17 protein-coding genes are annotated in these 18,430 nt (G+C 64.6%); 12 read left to right on the top strand and 5 right to left on the bottom strand.

Annotated features, from left to right (window positions below; all coding sequences use genetic code 11):
• Nucleotides 1-228: 228 nt before the first annotated feature.
• The 4 genes from G8O24_RS40845 to G8O24_RS40830 form a co-directional block, all read right to left on the bottom strand.
• Entirely contained in the window at nucleotides 229-1,011 is a 783-nt protein-coding gene (locus tag G8O24_RS40845) for a molybdopterin-binding protein (RefSeq protein ID WP_188108147.1), read from the bottom strand.
• A 14-nt stretch (nucleotides 1,012-1,025) separates the two neighbouring features.
• Nucleotides 1,026-1,655, bottom strand: coding sequence for a cytochrome b/b6 domain-containing protein (locus G8O24_RS40840; protein WP_188108146.1), 630 nt, complete (start codon nucleotides 1,653-1,655; stop codon nucleotides 1,026-1,028).
• Between the two features lie 180 nt (nucleotides 1,656-1,835).
• Entirely contained in the window at nucleotides 1,836-2,390 is a 555-nt protein-coding gene (locus tag G8O24_RS40835; protein WP_188108149.1) for a fasciclin domain-containing protein, read from the bottom strand.
• Nucleotides 2,391-2,785: 395 nt separating this feature from the next.
• Nucleotides 2,786-3,547, bottom strand: a complete 762-nt coding sequence (locus G8O24_RS40830) for an SDR family oxidoreductase (protein ID WP_188108145.1) — start codon at nucleotides 3,545-3,547, stop codon at nucleotides 2,786-2,788.
• 86 nt (nucleotides 3,548-3,633) lie between these two features.
• Between G8O24_RS40830 and G8O24_RS40825 the strand changes: the two genes are divergently transcribed.
• Together G8O24_RS40825 and G8O24_RS40820 are read left to right on the top strand one after the other, a co-directional pair.
• Nucleotides 3,634-5,163 (top strand): malonate--CoA ligase, encoded by a 1,530-nt coding sequence (locus G8O24_RS40825; RefSeq protein ID WP_188108144.1) that lies wholly within the window; start codon nucleotides 3,634-3,636, stop codon nucleotides 5,161-5,163.
• A gap of 28 nt (nucleotides 5,164-5,191) precedes the next feature.
• Nucleotides 5,192-5,689 carry a DUF3658 domain-containing protein gene (locus tag G8O24_RS40820; protein ID WP_188108143.1) on the top strand — a complete coding sequence of 166 codons (498 nt, stop codon included), beginning with the start codon at nucleotides 5,192-5,194 and terminating at the stop codon, nucleotides 5,687-5,689.
• Nucleotides 5,690-5,824: 135 nt separating this feature from the next.
• Here the strand turns inward: G8O24_RS40820 and G8O24_RS40815 are convergent, their stop codons facing one another.
• Complete coding sequence (locus tag G8O24_RS40815; protein ID WP_188108148.1) at nucleotides 5,825-6,688, bottom strand: sulfite exporter TauE/SafE family protein; 864 nt, start codon at nucleotides 6,686-6,688, stop codon at nucleotides 5,825-5,827.
• Nucleotides 6,689-6,795: 107 nt separating this feature from the next.
• Here G8O24_RS40815 and G8O24_RS40810 point away from each other — a divergent pair, with 107 nt between their 5' ends.
• The 10 genes from G8O24_RS40810 to G8O24_RS40765 all read left to right on the top strand — a co-directional run bounded on the left by G8O24_RS40810 (nucleotide 6,796) and on the right by G8O24_RS40765 (nucleotide 17,715).
• Nucleotides 6,796-7,701, top strand: coding sequence for a LysR family transcriptional regulator (locus tag G8O24_RS40810; protein ID WP_188108142.1), 906 nt, complete (start codon nucleotides 6,796-6,798; stop codon nucleotides 7,699-7,701).
• 441 nt (nucleotides 7,702-8,142) lie between these two features.
• Nucleotides 8,143-8,544, top strand: coding sequence for a succinate dehydrogenase, cytochrome b556 subunit (gene sdhC, locus G8O24_RS40805; RefSeq protein WP_188108141.1), 402 nt, complete (start codon nucleotides 8,143-8,145; stop codon nucleotides 8,542-8,544).
• Complete coding sequence (gene sdhD, locus G8O24_RS40800; RefSeq protein ID WP_188108140.1) at nucleotides 8,541-8,945, top strand: succinate dehydrogenase, hydrophobic membrane anchor protein; 405 nt, start codon at nucleotides 8,541-8,543, stop codon at nucleotides 8,943-8,945. The genes sdhC and sdhD overlap by 4 nt, the downstream gene beginning before the upstream one ends.
• Before the next feature lie 3 nt (nucleotides 8,946-8,948).
• Nucleotides 8,949-10,784, top strand: coding sequence for a succinate dehydrogenase flavoprotein subunit (sdhA, locus tag G8O24_RS40795; RefSeq protein ID WP_188108139.1), 1,836 nt, complete (start codon nucleotides 8,949-8,951; stop codon nucleotides 10,782-10,784).
• A gap of 24 nt (nucleotides 10,785-10,808) precedes the next feature.
• Complete coding sequence (locus G8O24_RS40790) at nucleotides 10,809-11,591, top strand: succinate dehydrogenase iron-sulfur subunit (RefSeq protein WP_057752396.1); 783 nt, start codon at nucleotides 10,809-10,811, stop codon at nucleotides 11,589-11,591.
• A 186-nt stretch (nucleotides 11,592-11,777) separates the two neighbouring features.
• On the top strand, nucleotides 11,778-13,931 hold the full coding sequence (locus G8O24_RS40785) for a hybrid sensor histidine kinase/response regulator family protein (RefSeq protein ID WP_188108138.1): 2,154 nt from the start codon (nucleotides 11,778-11,780) through the stop codon (nucleotides 13,929-13,931).
• A 38-nt stretch (nucleotides 13,932-13,969) separates the two neighbouring features.
• Nucleotides 13,970-15,925: an ABC transporter ATP-binding protein/permease gene (locus G8O24_RS40780; protein ID WP_188108137.1), complete on the top strand. Its 1,956-nt coding sequence runs from the start codon at nucleotides 13,970-13,972 to the stop codon at nucleotides 15,923-15,925.
• 244 nt (nucleotides 15,926-16,169) lie between these two features.
• Nucleotides 16,170-16,994, top strand: a complete 825-nt coding sequence (locus G8O24_RS40775) for an FkbM family methyltransferase (protein ID WP_188108136.1) — start codon at nucleotides 16,170-16,172, stop codon at nucleotides 16,992-16,994.
• Nucleotides 16,995-17,012: 18 nt separating this feature from the next.
• Nucleotides 17,013-17,399 (top strand): VOC family protein, encoded by a 387-nt coding sequence (locus G8O24_RS40770; RefSeq protein WP_188108135.1) that lies wholly within the window; start codon nucleotides 17,013-17,015, stop codon nucleotides 17,397-17,399.
• A gap of 73 nt (nucleotides 17,400-17,472) precedes the next feature.
• Entirely contained in the window at nucleotides 17,473-17,715 is a 243-nt protein-coding gene (locus tag G8O24_RS40765; RefSeq protein WP_188108134.1) for a hypothetical protein, read from the top strand.
• Nucleotides 17,716-18,430: the final 715 nt, after the last annotated feature.

Below are 18,430 nucleotides of genomic sequence, written 5' to 3'. Positions count from 1 at the left end.
CTTCAAGGCTTCGGTGGGCATCGATCCGATCGATCGGCGGCCCAGCTCGGGCGGCCACCCGGGCTGGGCCATTCCTCACGGAACGGGGCCATCCTAACCCGGCGCGCTAATACAAGGGTGGGCAAAGGCGCAAAGCGCCGTGCCCACCAAAACTCTCGATGCGGATAGATTTCGTGGGCACGCTTCGCTTTGCCCACCCTACAGCACTTCGCCGGGACGACGGTGAGGTTAACTCCCGCTGAACGAATTGTACCCCTGGTCTTCCCAATAGCCGCCCTTGTAGTCGTTGGTGACTTCCATCGAGACCACGTATTTCGGGTTCTTGAAGCCGAGCTTGGTCGGCACGCGGATCTTCATCGGGAAGCCGTAGGCGCGCGGCAGGATCTCGCCGGCGTATTTGAACGTCATCTGGGTCTGCGGATGCAGCGCGGTGCGCATGTCCAGAGGCGAGTTGTAGCCGTCCTTGTCGGCGCACTGGAACCAGACATATTTCGCGCGCGTGTCGGCGCCGATGAGTTTCAGGAAATCGCGCAAGGGCGTGCCGGTCCAGCTGCCGATGGCGCTCCAGCCTTCGACGCAGATGTGGCGGGGGATCTGCGTCACCTGCGGCAGCTTGTAGAGCTCGTCGAGCGTCCACGACTTCTTGTTCTCGACGAGGCCGCGCACTTCGAGCTTCCAGTCCGCGGCCGAGACATCGGGCGCGTCGTCGAGATCGTAATAGGCGGTGAACGGGAACGGTTTTGTGATCGCGCTCTCGGGGAAGGTCGGCGCCAGCGCGTCCGGATTGAAGATGAAGGCCTGAACGGCATCGTTGAACTTCGAGACCTTCGCGAGAAGCGTGTCGGCGGACGAGGAATCGACCACGTCGCAGCCGGTGAGCAAGGTCAGCGCACCGAGGCTGGCACCGCCCGCGATGAAGCGGCGGCGGGTAAAATCCGGCATCGTCTTGATGGCGTCCTTGATCAGCAGCCGCTTGTCGACGCCGGATATCAGGAATGAACGCTTGGCCATTGTGGTTCTCCTCATCAGCGACCGATGATCATGGCGCGCAGGCTCTTGGGCACCAGCAGCGCAAGCAGGACGTGGACGACGAGGAAGGCGCAGATCGCGGCCATGCAGAAGAAATGCACATAGCGCGCGGTCGGATAATCGCCGAACAACATCACCAGCCAATGCAACTGCACCGGCTTCCACATCGACAGGCCCGACAGCACGATCAGCACGCCAACCACGATGATGCCGGCATAGAGCAGGCGCTGGACGTAATTGTAGACGGTGAGATCGTCATGGCCGAGCTTGAAGGTCAGCGCCGCCCTGACATCGTGCAGCACGCCCGACGGCGTGATCGGCAGCAGCTTCTTCCGGAAGCGGCCCGAGGCAAAACCGGTGACGAGATAGGCGAGGCCGTTGATCATCAACAGCCACATCGCGGCAAAATGCCAGAGCAGGCCGCCGCCGAGCCAGCCGCCAAGCGTGTACTCGCGCGGGAAGCTGAAGCCGAACAGCGGCGAAGCGTTGTAGATCTGCCAGCCCGACAGGATCATCAGGATCATGGCCAGCGCGTTGGTCCAGTGCATGACGCGGACCCAGACCGGCTGGATCACCTTGGCCTTGATGGCGCTGACCTGCTCGTCGCTGACTGTAAGGCTCGACATGGTGGTTCCGTCCTGAACGTCGTGTGTCGGTATCTATACGCCTTTGCTTCCGCTTTCGTTACGCCCCGCCGGTCATCGAACCGATGCCTTTGGGCCATGGCGGTCACAAAAAAGCGAGCCGGGCATCCCCGGCTCGCCGTTTCAATGCATCCTCCGAGGATGAAACGGAGGTGCGCGGTGTTACGTCGCCGGCATCAGCACGGTGTCGACCACATGGATCACGCCGTTGGACTGGTTGACGTTGGAGATCGTCACCATCGAGGTGCCGCCCTTGGCGTCGATGATCCAGACCTTGCCGTCCTGCTTCTTCACGGTCAGTTCCTCGCCTTCGGCGGTCTTCAGCTTCTTGCCGTCGGTGAGGTCGGAGGCTTCGAGCTTGCCGGGCACGACATGGTAGGTGAGGATCTTGGTCAGGGTCGCCTTGTTCTCGGGCTTGACCAGGGTGTCGACGGTGCCGGCCGGCAGCTTGCCGAAGGCGGCATTGGTCGGCGCGAACCCCGTGAACGGACCCTTGCCTTCCAGCGTCGGCACCAGGCCGGCCGCCTTCACCGCCGCCACCAGCGTGGTGTGGTCCTTCGAATTGACGGCGTTCTGGACGATGTTCTTCGAGGGGAACATCGCGGCGCCGCCGACCATGACGGTCTTTTCCTCGGCGCGCGCGGGCGCGATGACTGATGCGGTGATGGTCAGCGCGCTGAAGGCTGCGGCGGTGAGATAGGCAATGCGCTTCGACATAATGCGATTCGACATGGAGAAACTCCCGATTGGATGGTGACCGGCGATGACCGGCGTTTGCGTTGGGCAACAACGGCGTCTGCGACAGATTGACGTGAGGCAGCAGCGCGTCGTTGGCCGAACTACGGGAGGGTTTGCGATGGGGTTTCGAACAAAAATTCTTTGTGATGCGTGAAACTATCGGGCGGGGTGGCCGTGGGGGGCGAGGTGCGAGCCAAGCAAACGGCGCCGTAGGGTGGGCAAAGCGAAGCGTGCCCACGTATTTTTTGCGATCGAGAGAGGTGGTGGGCACGGCGCAAGTGCGCCTTTGCCCACCCTACAGCGCTGCCTGTTGTGGTTATGGGTCCCGGCCTTCGCCGGGACGACAGCGGTGGATGTGGCGCGAGCGGAGCAACTCAGTCGCGGTTATTCGGCGTCTGGATGAAGCCGCGATTATGCGTCGGGCTGATCAGGAGCTCGTTGATGCAGACGCGCGGCGGCATGCTGGCAATGAACGCGATGGTGCGGCCGAGATCTTCCGGCTGCAGCATCTTGGCCTGCTCCGCCTCGCTCGGCACCACCGGGCGCAGTTTCAGGATCGGCGTCGCGACTTCGCCGGGCATCAGGCAGCAGGCGCGCAGGCCGTTGACGCATTCGTCCATGTTGAAGGAATGGGTCAGCGCCAGCACCGCGTGCTTGGTGGTGGTGTAGGCCGGGCCCGGCATCTTGGAGACGTGGCGACCGGCCCAGGATGAGACGTTGATGATCGAACCGTCCTGCTGCTTGCGCATCGTCGGCAGCACCGCGCGCATGCAATAGAGCACGCCGTTGAGGTTGACCTGGACCAGCTTGTCCCAGCCCTCCAGTTCCATGTCCTTCCAGCTCCGCTTGGGGACATTGATGCCGGCATTGTTGACCAGCAGGTCGATGCGGCCGTGCTTGGCGACTATTTTGTCGGCCGCCTTCTGGGCTTCGGCGGCATCGGACACATCGAGCGCGAGCGCCTCGGCCGCCCCGCCTGCCGCCGTGATCTTTGCCACCACGGTGTCCAGGGCTGACTGGCGCCGGCCCGATACCACGACGATCCAGCCATCAGCTGCCAGGGCCTCGGCCCCGGCCTCGCCGATTCCGCTGCCGCCGCCGGTGACCCAGGCCACGCGTTTCCCTGATTTTGTCATGCAAACTGTCTCCGTTGCTTCGCTGGGGCGGTTTTTGCTAATCCAGCCCTCGGTTTTGACCGGCCTTCGCCGGCGAGGAATGTTGCATGAACCAAGTCGCCAACGCCAATCTGTTTTCCCGCCTGTTCGACGGCCTCGACGATCCCAAACGCCTGGCGATCGAGACCCAGGACGGCGGCCAGATCAGCTATGGCGATCTGATCGCGCGGGCCGGCCGGATGGCGAACGTGCTGGTCGCGCGCGGCGTCAAGCCCGGCGACCGCGTCGCGGTGCAGGTGGAGAAATCCGTCGCCAATATCGTGCTGTATCTCGGCACGGTCAGGGCCGGCGCGGTCTACCTGCCGCTCAACACCGCCTATACGCTGAACGAACTCGACTACTTCATCGGCGATGCCGAGCCGTCGCTGGTGGTCTGCGACCCCTCAAAGGCCGAAGGGCTCGCCCCGATCGCCGCCAAGGTGAAGGCCGGAGTCGAGACATTGGGGGCTGACGGCAAGGGCTCGCTGACCGAGGCCGCCGACAACGCGAGCAGCGAGTTTCAGACGGTGCCGCGCGAAAACGATGACCTCGCCGCGATCCTCTACACCTCGGGCACCACCGGCCGCTCCAAGGGCGCGATGCTGACCCACGACAATCTCGCCTCGAACTCGCTGTCGCTGGTCGACTACTGGCGCTTCACCGACAAGGACGTGCTGATCCACGCGCTGCCGATCTACCACACCCACGGCCTGTTCGTGGCGACCAACGTGACGCTGTTTGCGCGGGCATCGATGATCTTCCTGCCGAAGCTCGATCCGGATCTCATCATCAAGCTGATGGCGCGCGCCACGGTGCTGATGGGCGTGCCGACCTTTTACACGCGCCTGCTGCAGAATCCTGCGCTGTCGAAGGAGACGACGAAGCATATGCGCCTGTTCATCTCGGGCTCGGCGCCGCTGCTGGCCGAGACCCACCGGGAATGGTCGGCGCGCACGGGCCACGCCGTGCTGGAACGCTACGGCATGACCGAGACCAACATGAACACGTCGAATCCTTACGACGGCGAGCGCCTGCCCGGCGCGGTCGGCTTTCCCCTGCCGGGCGTCTCGCTCCGCGTCACCGAGCCCGAGACCGGCAGGGAATTGCCGCGCGAGGAGATCGGCATGATCGAGGTGAAAGGCCCCAACGTGTTCAAGGGCTATTGGCGCATGCCTGAGAAGACCAAGTCGGAATTCCGGCCCGACGGCTTCTTCATCACCGGCGACCTCGGCAAGATCGACGACAGGGGCTACGTCCACATCCTCGGCCGCGGCAAGGATCTCGTGATCTCGGGCGGCTTCAACGTCTACCCCAAGGAAATCGAGAGCGAGATCGACGCCATGCCGGGCGTGGTCGAATCCGCCGTGATCGGCGTGCCCCATGCCGATTTCGGCGAGGGCGTCACGGCGGTTCTCGTTTGCAACAAGGGCGCGGACGTCACCGAGGCCGCCGTGCTGAAGGCGCTCGACGGCCGGCTCGCCAAAGTCAAGATGCCGAAGCGCGTGTTCGTGGTCGACGAGCTGCCGCGCAATACGATGGGCAAGGTGCAGAAGAACATCTTGCGGGATACGTACAAAGATATTTACGCGAAGAAATAGGCGCGAAATGCGCCGGGCTGGGGGACGCATGAAACGTGAGCAGGCCGTCCGGATCAACGATCATCTGCTTGATGCTTGCGCGGCACTGGACCGAGCGGGAATGGCTATTGCGGGACTTGGCAAAGCCGAGCGGATCAAGTTGGAGGACTCCTTCTACGGCCTCCTTGACGCACTGGCGGACGGGTTGCTTCAGCCGATCTACGACCAATATCCGGATCTCGAGCCTGCAAAGCCCGACCGGGAACCATATGAATATATCTGCGAGCTCACATGGGATGAGGTGCAGCTCCCGCCGGAAGTAACCGAGCAAAGGCTCGACGAGATCATTTTCTCGGTCATGAAGCCGACTTGGCGGAAGACCTCGATGATAGCCACCCGGGCGATGGATCGTTGCAAAGAGCTCGGATTGCCGATCGACGACAAGATGATTGCTGCGCGATTGAAAGTGCTGTCCGACTTAGGTCGCATCGAAGGCATTGGCGATATCCGATCGTGGTTCCGCAGCGAAGTGCGATTGAAGGATTAAGCCACCTCACGCATTTTGGGCTCTGCTCTCCCCGCCGTCACTGCGAGGAGCTCTTGCGACGAAGCAATCCAGGCTGCCTCCGCGGAAAGATTCTGGATTGCTTCGCTTCGCTCGCGATGACGGTGGGTGTGTCGGCTACTGTCCGCCCCCCACCAGGCTCAGCACAAACCGACTGCCCACGATAAACAGGTAGCACCCGAACGCCGTTTCCAGCGTCCGCTTCGACATCGCATGCGCGGCGCGCACGCCGAGCGGCGCGGTGACGAGGCTCATGGGCATCACCAGCACGGCGCCGATCAGCGAGACGTAGCCGAGGGCGAACGGGATTTGCAGCGCGGCAACGCCGGGGTACGTCGCTGCCGCCGGCCAGCCGGCATAGACGTAGCCGAGCGCGCCGGGGATCGAGATCAGGACGGCGAGCGCCGACGAGGTCGCCACTGCCTGATGAATCGGACGACCGTAGAACGTCATCAGGAGGTTCGAAAACAGGCCGCCGCCGATGCCCATCAGCGTCGACAGGATGCCGACGCAGAAGCCGTAGACGCGCATCAAGGGGCCATCAGGCAGATCGTCGCCGAACTTCCAGCCCTCGCGCGCGAATATAAGGCGGGCGGCGGCGGAGTAGGCGACGGCGACGAACACGATCTTGAACAGCCGCTCCGGCGCGTAGCGCGCGACGACGCTTCCCGAAATGACGCCGATCACGATCGGCAGCCACCACAGACGCAGGATCGTCATGTCGACGGCACCGCGTTTGTAGTGGGCCTGGAACGAGCGGATCGAGGTCGGGATGATCACCGCGAGCGAGGTGCCGACGCAAAGCGGCATCCGCACCTCCAGCGGCACACCGGCGAGACGGAAGCATTCGTAGAACACCGGCACCAGAATCGCGCCGCCGCCGATGCCGAACACGCCGGCGAGGAAGCCCGAGAGCGCGCCGGTTGCGATCAGCAGCAAGGCGAGCTCCACGAGTTCGGAAATATCGAGACCAGCCATCATCACGTCCCACGCCCGGTTCGCGTTTGCCACCAGTAGATAGACCCTTTCATATTCCGCGACTATGGGCGAACATAGGCTGGCTATCTTGCGGAAAACGGAAGGGCGGCATGGACCAGCTCGCGGCGATGGCGACCTTTGTTCGGGCGGTGGACGCCGGCAGCCTGTCGGCGGCGGCGCGGGCGATCCCAAGCTCGCTGACATCGGTGAGCCGGCAGATCTCGGCGCTCGAGCTGCATTTCGGCACTCGCCTGCTGCTGCGGACGACGCGGCAGCTCGCGCTCACGGAAGACGGACGCATCTTCTACGAGCGCGCCCGCTCCGTCCTCGGCGAGATGAAGGAGATCGAGGAGGCGTTGGCGGGAAACCGCCGCGAGCCGTCGGGGCGCCTGCGGGTCAGCGCACCGGCCTTGATGGGGCGCCTGCTGATCGCGCCGCTGCTCGGTGATTTCTTGCGGACCTTTCCCTCGCTGTCGGTCGACCTGCTGCTGGTGGACCGCAACGTCGACTTGATCGAGGAGGACGTTCATCTCGCGCTTCGCGTCGGGCGCGTGGCCGATTCGCAGCTGGTGATGCGAAAGCTCGGTGAGGTGCAGATGATCCACTGCGCCTCGCCGGACTATCTCGCACGCCGCGGCGAGCCGCAGACCCCATCCGATCTGGCGCAACATGATTGCCTGGTGTTTTCCGACGCGCCGGGCGTTGCAACCTGGCGATTCGGCCGCGATGCCGGCAGCGGACAGAGGGTGCGCATATCGGGGCGGCTCTGGGTCAACAGCCTCGATGCGCTCGCCACAGCCGCCGACAGCGGCACCGGCATCGGCCGCGTGCCGTCATGGCAGGTGGAGCGGCAGCTCGCCGAAGGGCGCTTGCGGCGGCTCTTGCGGGAGCACGAACCGGCTCCGGCGCCGCTGCACGCGCTCTATCAGCCGTCGCGCCTGGGATCGGCGAAGATCCGGGCATTCGTCGATTTCCTGGTGGAGCGATGGCGCGGCAGCGACCCGCTCGGCCGCTGAGGTCCAGAGCGATTCCGGGGCAATCCTCCCGGCAGGGTTGGGATGCGGGGCGCGCATATCCGCCGCGAGACGGAAAATCAGTGCGCATGACGAAATTTTCGGAAGACGTTCGGCTGACCAGGTGGTCGCGCAGGTGCCAGGACCTGACCAGTTCGAACCCGAGATGCCGCGCCGGGCCTTAGAGCCGTTCCAATAGCAATTTCAATGCGCCCAGCCCGTCGCATGAACGAGTGAATTAATATTCGTTTCTTGGTCGGTGCACCATCGCTCTGGTATACCAAGCCCCTGATTGGCCTTGGTTCATCAAGGGTCTAGAGCTGAATGCCGGTTCGATTTATGGCGATTTGGTGATTGCGCAGGCCAGATCGACTCCGTAAATAGAGCCGACCTTTCGCGATCCCCGCGCGCCCCCTGCTGGGCCGCAACCAACATCAAAAGCCCATGACCGCACGGATCGAACGACCGCTTTCACCACACATGCAAGTCTATCGCTGGACGTTGACGATGGCGCTGTCCATCGTCCATCGCGCCACCGGTATCGCGCTTTACGTCGGGACCCTGCTGCTGGCCTGGTGGCTGATCGCGGCCGCGTCGGGCTCCGCCGCGGCCTATTCCAATGTGCAGGCCTTCACCGGCAGCATCATCGGCCGGCTCATCGTGTTCGGCTACACTTGGGCGCTGATGCACCACATGCTGAGCGGCATCCGGCATTTCGTGTGGGATCTCGGCTTCGGCTTCAAGGCCAATGAGCGCGAGACGCTGACCTGGGCCGCGCTGATCGGCGGCGTCGTGCTGACGATCCTGATCTGGATCATCGCCTATGCGATCGGAGGCGTGCGATGAGCGCGTCAGATACGCCGAAGCGCAGCATGCGCACCCCGCTCGGCCGCGTCCGCAATCTCGGCGCCGCGCATTCCGGCACCTCCGACTTCTGGCGCCAGCGCCTCACGGCCGTCGCGATGACGCTGCTGATGCTGCCTGTCATCGTCGTCGTCATGATGACGCTCGGCAGCAACCAGGCCGGCGCCAAGGTGATCCTCGGCTCGCTGCCGGTCGCCATCATCATGATGCTCTTCATCGTTGCCAGCGCCTGGCACATGAAGATCGGCATGCAGGTCGTGATCGAGGACTACGTCCACAACGAGAAGCTGAAGCTCGTCTCGATCATGCTCAACAATTTCTTCTCGATCGCCGTGGCGCTCGCCTCGATCTACGCGATCATCAAGATCTCATCCGGAGTGTAAGCCATGGCCAATGAGACGAACGGCAAGGCCAACGGCGCTCCCGCCACCAACGGCAAGGCCTACCCGATCGAAGACCACACCTATGACGTCGTCGTGGTCGGCGCCGGCGGCGCGGGCCTGCGCGCCGTGGTCGGCTGCAGCGAGGCCGGCCTGAAGACCGCCTGCATCACCAAGGTGTTTCCGACCCGCTCGCACACGGTGGCGGCGCAGGGCGGCATCTCCGCCTCGCTCGGCAACATGCACAAGGACGACTGGCGCTGGCACATGTACGACACCGTGAAGGGGTCGGACTGGCTCGGGGACCAGGACGCGATCGAATACATGGTGCGCAACGCGCCCGACGCGGTCTACGAGCTCGAGCATTGGGGCGTGCCGTTCTCGCGCACGGAAGACGGCAAGATCTACCAGCGCCCGTTCGGCGGCATGACCATGGACTACGGCAAGGGCCAGGCGCAGCGCACCTGCGCCGCCGCCGACCGCACCGGCCACGCCATGCTGCACACGATGTATGGCCAGTCGCTGCGCCATGCGGCCGAGTTCTTCATCGAGTTCTTCGCCATCGACCTGATCATGGACGACCAGGGCACCTGCCGCGGCGTCATCGCGCTCAAGCTCGACGACGGCACGCTGCACCGCTTCCGCGCCCAGACCGTGATCCTCGCCACCGGCGGCTACGGCCGCGCCTACGCCTCCTGCACCTCGGCCCACACCTGCACCGGCGACGGCGGCGGCATGGTGCTGCGCGCCGGCCTGCCCCTGCAGGACATGGAGTTCGTCCAGTTCCACCCGACCGGCATCTACGGCTCGGGCTGTCTCGTCACCGAGGGCGCGCGCGGCGAAGGCGGTTATCTCGTCAATTCCGAGGGCGAGCGCTTCATGGAGCGCTACGCGCCGTCGGCCAAGGACCTCGCCTCGCGCGACGTCGTCTCGCGCGCGATGACCATCGAGATCCGCGAGGGCCGCGGCGTCGGCAAGAAGAAGGACCACATCTTCCTTCATCTCGACCATCTCGACCCCGCCGTGCTCGCCGAGCGCCTGCCGGGCATCTCCGAATCCGCAAAAATCTTCGCCAATGTCGACGTGACGCGCGAGCCGATCCCGATCGTGCCGACCGTGCACTACAACATGGGCGGCATCCCGACGAACTATCACGGCGAGGTGCTGACCAAGAAGGACGGCGACGACAACGCCGTGATCCCCGGCCTGATGGCGATCGGCGAAGCGGCCTGCGTCTCCGTGCACGGCGCCAACCGCCTCGGCTCCAACTCGCTGATCGACCTCGTCGTGTTCGGCCGCGCCGCGGCGCTGCGCCTTGCCGAGAAGCTGACGCCGAATGCCAAGCAGCCCGAGCTGCCGGCGAACTCGTCGGACCTCGCGCTCGGCCGCCTCGACCATTACCGCTACGCCTCCGGCGGCACGCCGACCGCGAAGCTGCGCGAAGGCATGCAGCACGTGATGCAGAACAATTGCGCCGTGTTCCGCACCGGCGAAGTGCTGAGCGAGGGCCAGAACCTGATCGCGAAGGTCCACAGCGGCATCACCGACATCGCCGTGTCCGACCGCTCGCTGGTGTGGAATTCGGACCTCGTCGAGACGCTGGAGTTCGACAATCTGATCTCGCAGGCGGTGGTGACGATGAACTCGGCCGCCAACCGCACCGAGAGCCGCGGCGCGCATGCGCGCGAGGACTTTTCCGAGCGCGACGACAAGAACTGGATGAAGCACACGCTGGCCTGGCTGGACGATGCCGGCAAGGTCAAGATCGAGTACCGCCCGGTTCACGACTACACCATGACCAACGACGTGCAGTACATCCCGCCGAAAGCGCGCGTGTATTGAGCGAACAGCGAAGGCCTTAATCGAATGGTTGAATTCGCACTTCCGAAGAACTCCAAGATCACCGGCGGCAAGACCTGGCCGAAGCCCGCGGGCGCCACCGAGACGCGCGAGTTTCGCGTCTATCGCTGGAACCCCGATGACGGCAAGAATCCGAGCGTCGACACCTACTATGTCGACGTCAACGATTGCGGCCCGATGGTGCTGGACGGCCTGATCTGGATCAAGAACCACATCGATCCGTCGCTGACCTTCCGCCGCTCCTGCCGCGAAGGCGTCTGCGGCTCCTGCGCCATGAACATCGACGGTCAGAACACGCTGGCCTGCACCCGCTCGATGCACGACGTGAAGGACGGCGCGGTGAAGATCAACCCGCTGCCGCATCAGCCGGTGGTGAAGGACCTCGTCCCTGACCTGACCAATTTCTACGCGCAGTATGCCTCGGTCGAGCCGTGGCTGAAGACGACCTCGCCGACGCCGCAGAAGGAATGGCGCCAGAGCCACGAGGACCGCGAGAAGCTCGACGGCCTCTACGAGTGCATCCTGTGCGCCTGCTGCTCGACCTCCTGCCCGAGCTATTGGTGGAACAGCGACCGCTATCTCGGTCCCGCCGCCCTGCTCCAGGCCAACCGCTGGGTCTCTGATTCGCGCGACGAGGCCACCGGCGAGCGGCTCGACAATCTCGAGGACCCGTTCCGCCTGTACCGCTGCCACACCATCATGAACTGCGCCAAGGCCTGCCCGAAGGGCCTGAACCCGGCCGAAGCCATCGCCGAGCTCAAGCTCAAGATGGTCGAGCGCCAGATCTAGGGCTCTCGATTGCTGTGCCCCCGGCCGGACGGCCGGGGCGTTCCCCGAACGGAACAAGTTTGGAGAATTTTCCGCGTCTTGCGTTGGAAGCGGATGGGCAGATTGCAACTTCAGGTTACACTACAAGTGGCTTCCTTCCCGGCGTAGGATTCAAGTAAGCTCTCCGGTCGGGGGACCGGAGCGACCGTGCAGGGCGTGCAACGCAATTCGCTGAGACTGCTGCGGTGGATGATGGCGGCATCCCTGGCGCTGCCGATTGCGCTGTTCGCCATCGCCTCCACCATCTCGTACCACTCGACGCTTGACATCGCCGATCGTGAGGTCGAGCGCACGCTCGATGTCGCGCATGAGCATGCGCTCAAGGTGTTCGAGACCATCGACCGGAGCCTTGCCGAGCTCAACGAGGTCGTGCGCGACCTGCCCGACGACGTCATCCGGTCGCGGGAGGGCGCGCTGCACAAGCGCCTGAAGCAGCTCGCTGACGCGCTGCCGCAGCTCAAATCAGCCTGGGTTTTCGATGCCAACGGAAAGTCGCTGGTCAACAGCCTGGTCTCGCCGCCGCCGGCCTTGAGCTTTGCCGACCGCGATTACTTCTATGCCCATGTCGACCAGAGCATCGGCACCTTCATCGGCGCATCGCTGACGCCGCGCCCGCCCTATCAGGGTGCGCGCTTCTTCGGCGTCAGCCGCCGCCGCGAATCCGAAGACGGCAGCTTCACCGGCGTGATCCAGGCCTCGGTGCTGCCGGAGTATTTCGAGAACTTCTACGCCAGGATCGGGACCGATCCCGGCAGCTTCTTTGCGATGGGACGCAGCGACGGGGTGCTGCTGGCGCATTTCCCGCGGCTCGATTGCGATTTCCGGCTCGATCCGAACGGCCCGGTCGGCCGCGCCATCGCCACCCATCCCGATCATGGGCTGATGACCATCGCCTGGCCATCCGACGGCATCGAGCGACGCATCGGCTACCGGCGCGTCGCCGAATATCCGATCTATGTCAGCGCCGGGCTCGAGACCTCGGCGATCCGTTCGCGCTGGCTCACCACCATCAGCCAGCACCTGGTGTTCGGCGCGCCCGCGACCGCGCTGCTGTTCGTGCTGCTCGCCTTCGCCTTCCGCCGCACCCAGCATCTGCAGCTCGAAGCGGCCAGGCGGCGCGAGGCCGAGGAGGCGCTCAAGCACAGCCAGCGGCTGGAGGCGCTGGGCCAGCTCACCGGCGGCGTCGCGCATGATTTCAACAATTTGCTGACCGTGATCCGCGCCTCGGTCGACCTGCTGAACCGGCCGCAGATCAGCGAGGAGCGGCGGCAGCGCTACATCACGGCGATCGCGGAAGCGGTCGCGCGCGCGGCCAAGCTGACTTCGCAACTGCTGGCCTTTGCACGGCGCCAGACCTTGAAGCCCGAAGTGTTCGACGTCGGCGACCGCATGCAGTCGCTGCGCGACATGCTCTCAACGCTGCTGGGCCCCGCGATCGAAATCGTCATGCAGCTGCCGGCCGAGCCCTGCCTCGTCAACGCCGATGCCGGCCAGTTCGAGACGGCTCTGATCAACATGGCGACCAATGCGCGCGATGCCATGCAGGGCAAGGGCCGGATCGTCTTCACGGTGCACGCGGCGACGTCCGTTCCTGACACGCTGGCGCATCTGTCGGGCAGCCAGACCTTGAAAAATCCCGGATACGTCTGCATCGCCGTCAGCGACAGCGGCATCGGCATTCCCGCGAACCAGATCGGCCGCATCTTCGAACCGTTCTTCACCACCAAGCAGGTCGGCCAGGGCACGGGCCTTGGCCTGTCGCAGGTGTTCGGATTCGCCCGGCAATCCGGCGGCGAGGTGACCGTGATGAGCGAGGTCGGCCAGGGCAGCACCTTCTCGCTCTATCTGCCGCGCGTGCCGGCTCATCTGCTCCCCCGGAGCCAGGCGCCGACCACGGCGCCCGCCGTCGCCGGCAGCGGCATGTCGGTGCTGGTCGTCGAGGACAATATCGAGCTCGGCAATTTCGCCGCCGACGGCCTGACCGAGCTAGGCTACAGCATCACGCTGGTCGACAACGCCACCGACGCGCTCACTGAACTGGTTGCTGACCCCGATCGCTTCGACGTCGTGTTCTCCGATGTCGTCATGCCCGGGATGACCGGGCTCGATCTGGCGCAGGCGATGCGCGATCGCTGCATCAGCGTCCCGATCGTGCTGACCACCGGCTACAGCCACACCTTGTCCCAGGACGGCGTCGCCGGCTTCGAACTGGTGCAAAAGCCCTATTCGATCGAGGAGCTGTCGCGCGTGCTGCACCAGGCCGCGCGGCTGAAACGGGTGCGCAACGGCGCCGCCGAGTAAGGCGGGAACTCAAGGGAACCGGTCCGCGTTGTTCCCTCATGCAAAAGCGGGCCGGGAAGCATGAACAGGGCAAGAAGCCGCCCATCATCGATATCAAGGGCGAGAGCGGCGATGAGGTCGCCCCGCCGCCGCCCGAGGTGCTCGAGCCCGATCCTGAGCTGACGCCCGAGGAGGTCGAGCAGGCGCGCAAGGATTATCTGCTCACGCGCTTCTGGATCAGCGCACGCGGCTTCTGGAGCCGCAAGGGTGACCGGCTGGCCTGGCCGCTCTCGATCGGCCTCGTCGTGCTCATCGTGCTCACCGTCGGCTTTCAATACGGCATCAATGTCTGGAACAGAGCGATCTTCGATGCCATCGAGAAGCGCGATGCGACCACCGTCTTCCATCTCACGGCGGTGTTCTTCCCGCTCGCGATCGGCAGCATCGTGCTCGGCGTCGCGCAGGTCTTCGCGCGCATGAGCATCCAGCGGCGCTGGCGCGCCTGGCTGACCAACAGCGTGTTGACGCGCTGGCTCACCAACGGTCGCTATTACCAGCTCAATCTGGTCGGCGGCGACCACAAGAATCCGGAATACCGGATCGCCGAGGATTTGCGTGTCGCCACGGACTCGCCGGTCGACTTCATCGCCGGCGTGACCTCGGCGCTGTTGTCGGCTGCGACCTTCATCGTCGTGCTCTGGACCATCGGCGGCGCGCTCACCATCACGATCAGCGGATCGACCATCAACATTCCAGGCTTCCTGGTGATTGCCGCGATTCTCTACGCGGCCATCGCCTCCGGTTCGATCCTGGTGATCGGACGCCAATTCGTGCAGGTGTCCGAGGACAAGAACCAGGCCGAGGCCGAATTCCGCTATATGCTGACGCGCGTCCGCGAGAACGGCGAGAGCATCGCGCTGCTCGGCGGCGAGGAAGAGGAGCGCGGCGGCATCGACCGCAATTTCACCAATGTGCTGCGGCAATGGGCGCGGCTCGCCGGACAACACATGCGCACGACGCTGGTGTCGCAGGGATCGAGCCTCGTTGCGCCGGTCGTTCCGCTGTTGCTCTGCGCGCCGAAATTCCTCGACGGCAGCATGAGCCTCGGACAGGTGATGCAGGCGGCCTCCGCCTTCACCATCGTGCAGAGCGCGTTCGGCTGGCTGGTCGACAATTATCCCCGGCTCGCCGACTGGAACGCCTGCGCGCGGCGCATCGCTTCGCTGATGATGTCGCTCGACGGCCTCGAGCGCGCCGAGCAGGGCGACGGCATCGGCCGCATCAAGCGCGGCGAGACCAGCAACGAGACCATGCTGGAGCTGCACGACCTCTCCGTCACGCTCGACGACGGCACCGCCGTGGTCGGCGAGACCGAGGTGGCGATCGAGCCCGGCGAGCGGCTGCTGGTCGCCGGCGAATCCGGCACCGGCAAGAGCACGCTCGTGCGCGCCATCGCAGGCCTCTGGCCCTGGGGCGGCGGCAGCGTCAATTTCCATCCCGACAGGCGGCTGTTCATGCTGCCGCAGCGGCCTTACGTGCCGTCAGGCTCCTTGCGCCGCGCGGTCGCCTATCCGGGCGCCGAGGACGATTGGACGGTCGAACAGATCGGCGAAGCCCTGCACAAGGTCGGCCTCGACCATCTCAAGGAGAAGATCGAGGAAGAGGCGCCATGGGACCAGACGCTCTCGGGCGGCGAGAAGCAGCGTCTCGCCTTCGCGCGTCTGCTGCTGCACAACCCTGATATCGTCGTGCTGGACGAGGCGACCTCGGCGCTCGACGAGAAGAGCCAGGACAAGATGATGAAGATGGTCACCGACGAGCTGCGAGAGGCCACCATCGTCAGCGTCGCTCATCGCGTCGAGCTCGAGGCCTTCCACAGCCGCAAGATCGTGCTGGAGCGTCACAAGGACGGCGCCAAGCTCGTCAGCGACATCGACCTGATCCCGCGCAAGGGCAAGCGCAAGCTGCTCGGGCGATTCTTGCGGCAGCGGAAGGCGGCGAAGAAGGCGGCGTGAGGGACTGTCGTCCCGGGGCGCGAAGCGCACCCGGGACCCATACCCACAGGGAGGAGTTGTGGCGCGAGGGTCCCACTCCGAGTCCTCCTCAAACTACTTCCCTGCGGGTATGGATCCCGGATCTGCGCTGCGCTTGTCCGGGATGACGAAGAGAGAGGGAGCTTCGCGCCCCGGGATGACACTGAAATTGTGGCCCCCACCAAAACCGGCTATGCATGCGCCGCCTGCAACGAGGATCGCCTGCTTGACGCCCGACAATGCCTTTTCGTCCGCGCCGTTCGGCGCATTTGCGCCGAACGCAGCGCAGGCCGCGGTCATCGGCCTCGCGCAAAGCTCGCGGCTGAAGCGCGGCGCGTTCCGGCCCTTTATGTCGCGGCTGGTCGATCTGCTGCGCAGCGGCCCTGTCGACGTACAGTATCAGGGTGCCTCGTTCCGCCTCTATCATCAAGGCAGCGCGACCGAGCGCGGCGCGCTGTTCAACCCGGACTACAACATCGACGAGCTCGACTTCCTGCGCCAGCACACACCTGGCGGCGGCACCTTCGTCGACGTCGGCGCCAATGTCGGCACATTTGCGCTGGTGATGGCGCGGCAGGTCGGCAGCAATGGCAAGGTGGTCGCGATCGAGCCGCATCCCCTGACCTTTGCACGGCTCTCGTTCAACCATGCCGCATCCAAGGCAACGCAGGTGCGCCTGGTGCAGGCCGCCGCGGGCGATGCCGACGGCGAGCTGATGATCGAAAGCGGCGGCGGCAATCTCGGCGCCACCCATGTCGTCACCGGCGCGGCTAGCCTTGATGCGATCAAGGTGCCGTCGTTGCGGCTCACGCGCATCCTCGATGAAGCCGGCGTCACACAGGTCGATTCGCTCAAGATCGACGTCGAAGGCTTTGAGGACCGCGTGCTGATCGGCTTCTTCCGCGACGCGCCACAAGCGCTGTGGCCGCGCGCGGTGGTGATCGAGCATTTGTCACAAAACGAATGGCAGCAGGATTGTATCGCTGACATGGTTGCGCGCGGCTATGCGATCGCGCGCAAGACACGCAGCAACACGTTCCTGTCACGCTGACGAACAGCGGAGGTAGCGGTGATCGATCATTTGGGCCTGTCCGTCTCCGACTACGAGGCCGCGAAAGCATTCTACGCCAAGGCGCTGGCGCCGCTGGATTACTGCCTGATCATGGAAGTGACGGAAGCGCAGACCGGGCACGCCGCAGCCGCCGGGTTCGGCGCCGACGGCAAGCCGGACTTCTGGATCGACGGAAAAGGCGCGATGAACAAGCCGGTGCATGTGGCGATCGCTGCGAAGGATCGCGCCACTGTCGATGCGTTCTACCAGGCCGCGATTGCAGCAGGCGGCCGCGACAACGGGCCGCCCGGCCTTCGCCCGCATTATCACGCGAACTATTACGGCGCTTTCGTGCTCGATCCCGATGGCCACAACATCGAGGCGGTCTGCCACGCGCCGGAATAGACACGCGCGATGGGGAACATCGGCGCCGCGTCATCGTTATCGCTCTCCTGACACTCGATCTCGATGATGCCAGATGCCGATCGAACCGCCCGAGATACCGCCATCGACCCCGGGTACGCCGAGCGAGCCCCCGCCCGGAATTCCGCCGGGCAATCCGCAACCAGAGATCACGCCGCCGGTGCGCGAGCCCGGCGAATCACCGCGGCCCGATGAATTGCCGGGCCGCATGCCCGAAGAGATTCCATCGCGCGGACCGAATAGCCCGACCACGCCCAATCCTGCGACGGATGCCAATTCGTCGCAGGATCACATGTGAGGCGATTGCAACCCGGGCCTGAATGCGCAATGAACGTCGCCATAGTGACGCGATTTGCGTGCAGAAATAAATCGGGCCGCGACCGCTTCGCCCGCCACAATGCGGCCTAACGCGTAGCCGTTCATCCCAACACTGCGACCAACAATCTTCACTTCGACAAACCAAGTCTTCGACAAACCAGTCTTCCACTTCGACAGACGTCTTCGTCAAAGAACCTTCCGGGGAAGTTGAACCACATGACCAACCTTCGTTTCGTGCTGCTTGCCACCACGGCTCTGACCGCGATGCAATTCGCAAGCTCCGCATCGCATGCGCAAAGCGCACCGCCGCTCGTGGTCGCGCAGGCCCAGCCAGAGCTAGGCCCTGACGGAAAACCGAAGCAGCCGCCGAAGGAAGCGCCAAAGGGACCGCCGCCCGCCGCGCGCCCGGCAACGCCGCCTCCACCGCCACCCGCTGCGCCCAAGCCTCCGGCCGCACCGCCCCCGGCGGCTGCACCGCCGCACCCGCCCGCCGCGCCTCCGCCGGCTGCCGCGCCGGCACGACCAGCGCCGCCTCTGTCTCTTATACCTATCTGACGCTGCCGACGAAGACGAGAGTCTCGATTACGGGGGGGGCCAGATTAGTCAAAAACGAAGAGGCAAGAGGAACAAGTCTAAAGATAGATAGTGAAGCGAGTCGTATCACGACAACGTCACAGCGACAACTCGGTAACTAT

The sequence above is a fragment of the Bradyrhizobium campsiandrae genome (assembly GCF_014529705.1).
Classification (GTDB): domain Bacteria; phylum Pseudomonadota; class Alphaproteobacteria; order Rhizobiales; family Xanthobacteraceae; genus Bradyrhizobium; species Bradyrhizobium campsiandrae.
Note: the sequence above shows the minus strand (reverse complement) of the source record. Positions and strands in the feature narration are given on the sequence as shown.

Bases quoted from the DNA above. Each gene is read 5' to 3' on its own strand.
- G8O24_RS40845 (WP_188108147.1), bottom strand. From the start codon at position 1,011: ATGGCCAAGCGTTCATTCCTGATATCCGGCGTCGACAAGCGGCTGCTG.
- G8O24_RS40840 (WP_188108146.1), bottom strand. From the start codon at position 1,655: ATGTCGAGCCTTACAGTCAGCGACGAGCAGGTCAGCGCCATCAAGGCC.
- G8O24_RS40835 (WP_188108149.1), bottom strand. From the start codon at position 2,390: ATGTCGAAGCGCATTGCCTATCTCACCGCCGCAGCCTTCAGCGCGCTG.
- G8O24_RS40830 (WP_188108145.1), bottom strand. From the start codon at position 3,547: ATGACAAAATCAGGGAAACGCGTGGCCTGGGTCACCGGCGGCGGCAGC.
- G8O24_RS40825 (WP_188108144.1), top strand. From the start codon at position 3,634: ATGAACCAAGTCGCCAACGCCAATCTGTTTTCCCGCCTGTTCGACGGC.
- G8O24_RS40820 (WP_188108143.1), top strand. From the start codon at position 5,192: ATGAAACGTGAGCAGGCCGTCCGGATCAACGATCATCTGCTTGATGCT.
- G8O24_RS40815 (WP_188108148.1), bottom strand. From the start codon at position 6,688: ATGATGGCTGGTCTCGATATTTCCGAACTCGTGGAGCTCGCCTTGCTG.
- G8O24_RS40810 (WP_188108142.1), top strand. From the start codon at position 6,796: ATGGACCAGCTCGCGGCGATGGCGACCTTTGTTCGGGCGGTGGACGCC.
- sdhC (WP_188108141.1), top strand. From the start codon at position 8,143: ATGACCGCACGGATCGAACGACCGCTTTCACCACACATGCAAGTCTAT.
- sdhD (WP_188108140.1), top strand. From the start codon at position 8,541: ATGAGCGCGTCAGATACGCCGAAGCGCAGCATGCGCACCCCGCTCGGC.
- sdhA (WP_188108139.1), top strand. From the start codon at position 8,949: ATGGCCAATGAGACGAACGGCAAGGCCAACGGCGCTCCCGCCACCAAC.
- G8O24_RS40790 (WP_057752396.1), top strand. From the start codon at position 10,809: ATGGTTGAATTCGCACTTCCGAAGAACTCCAAGATCACCGGCGGCAAG.
- G8O24_RS40780 (WP_188108137.1), top strand. From the start codon at position 13,970: ATGCAAAAGCGGGCCGGGAAGCATGAACAGGGCAAGAAGCCGCCCATC.
- G8O24_RS40765 (WP_188108134.1), top strand. From the start codon at position 17,473: ATGCCGATCGAACCGCCCGAGATACCGCCATCGACCCCGGGTACGCCG.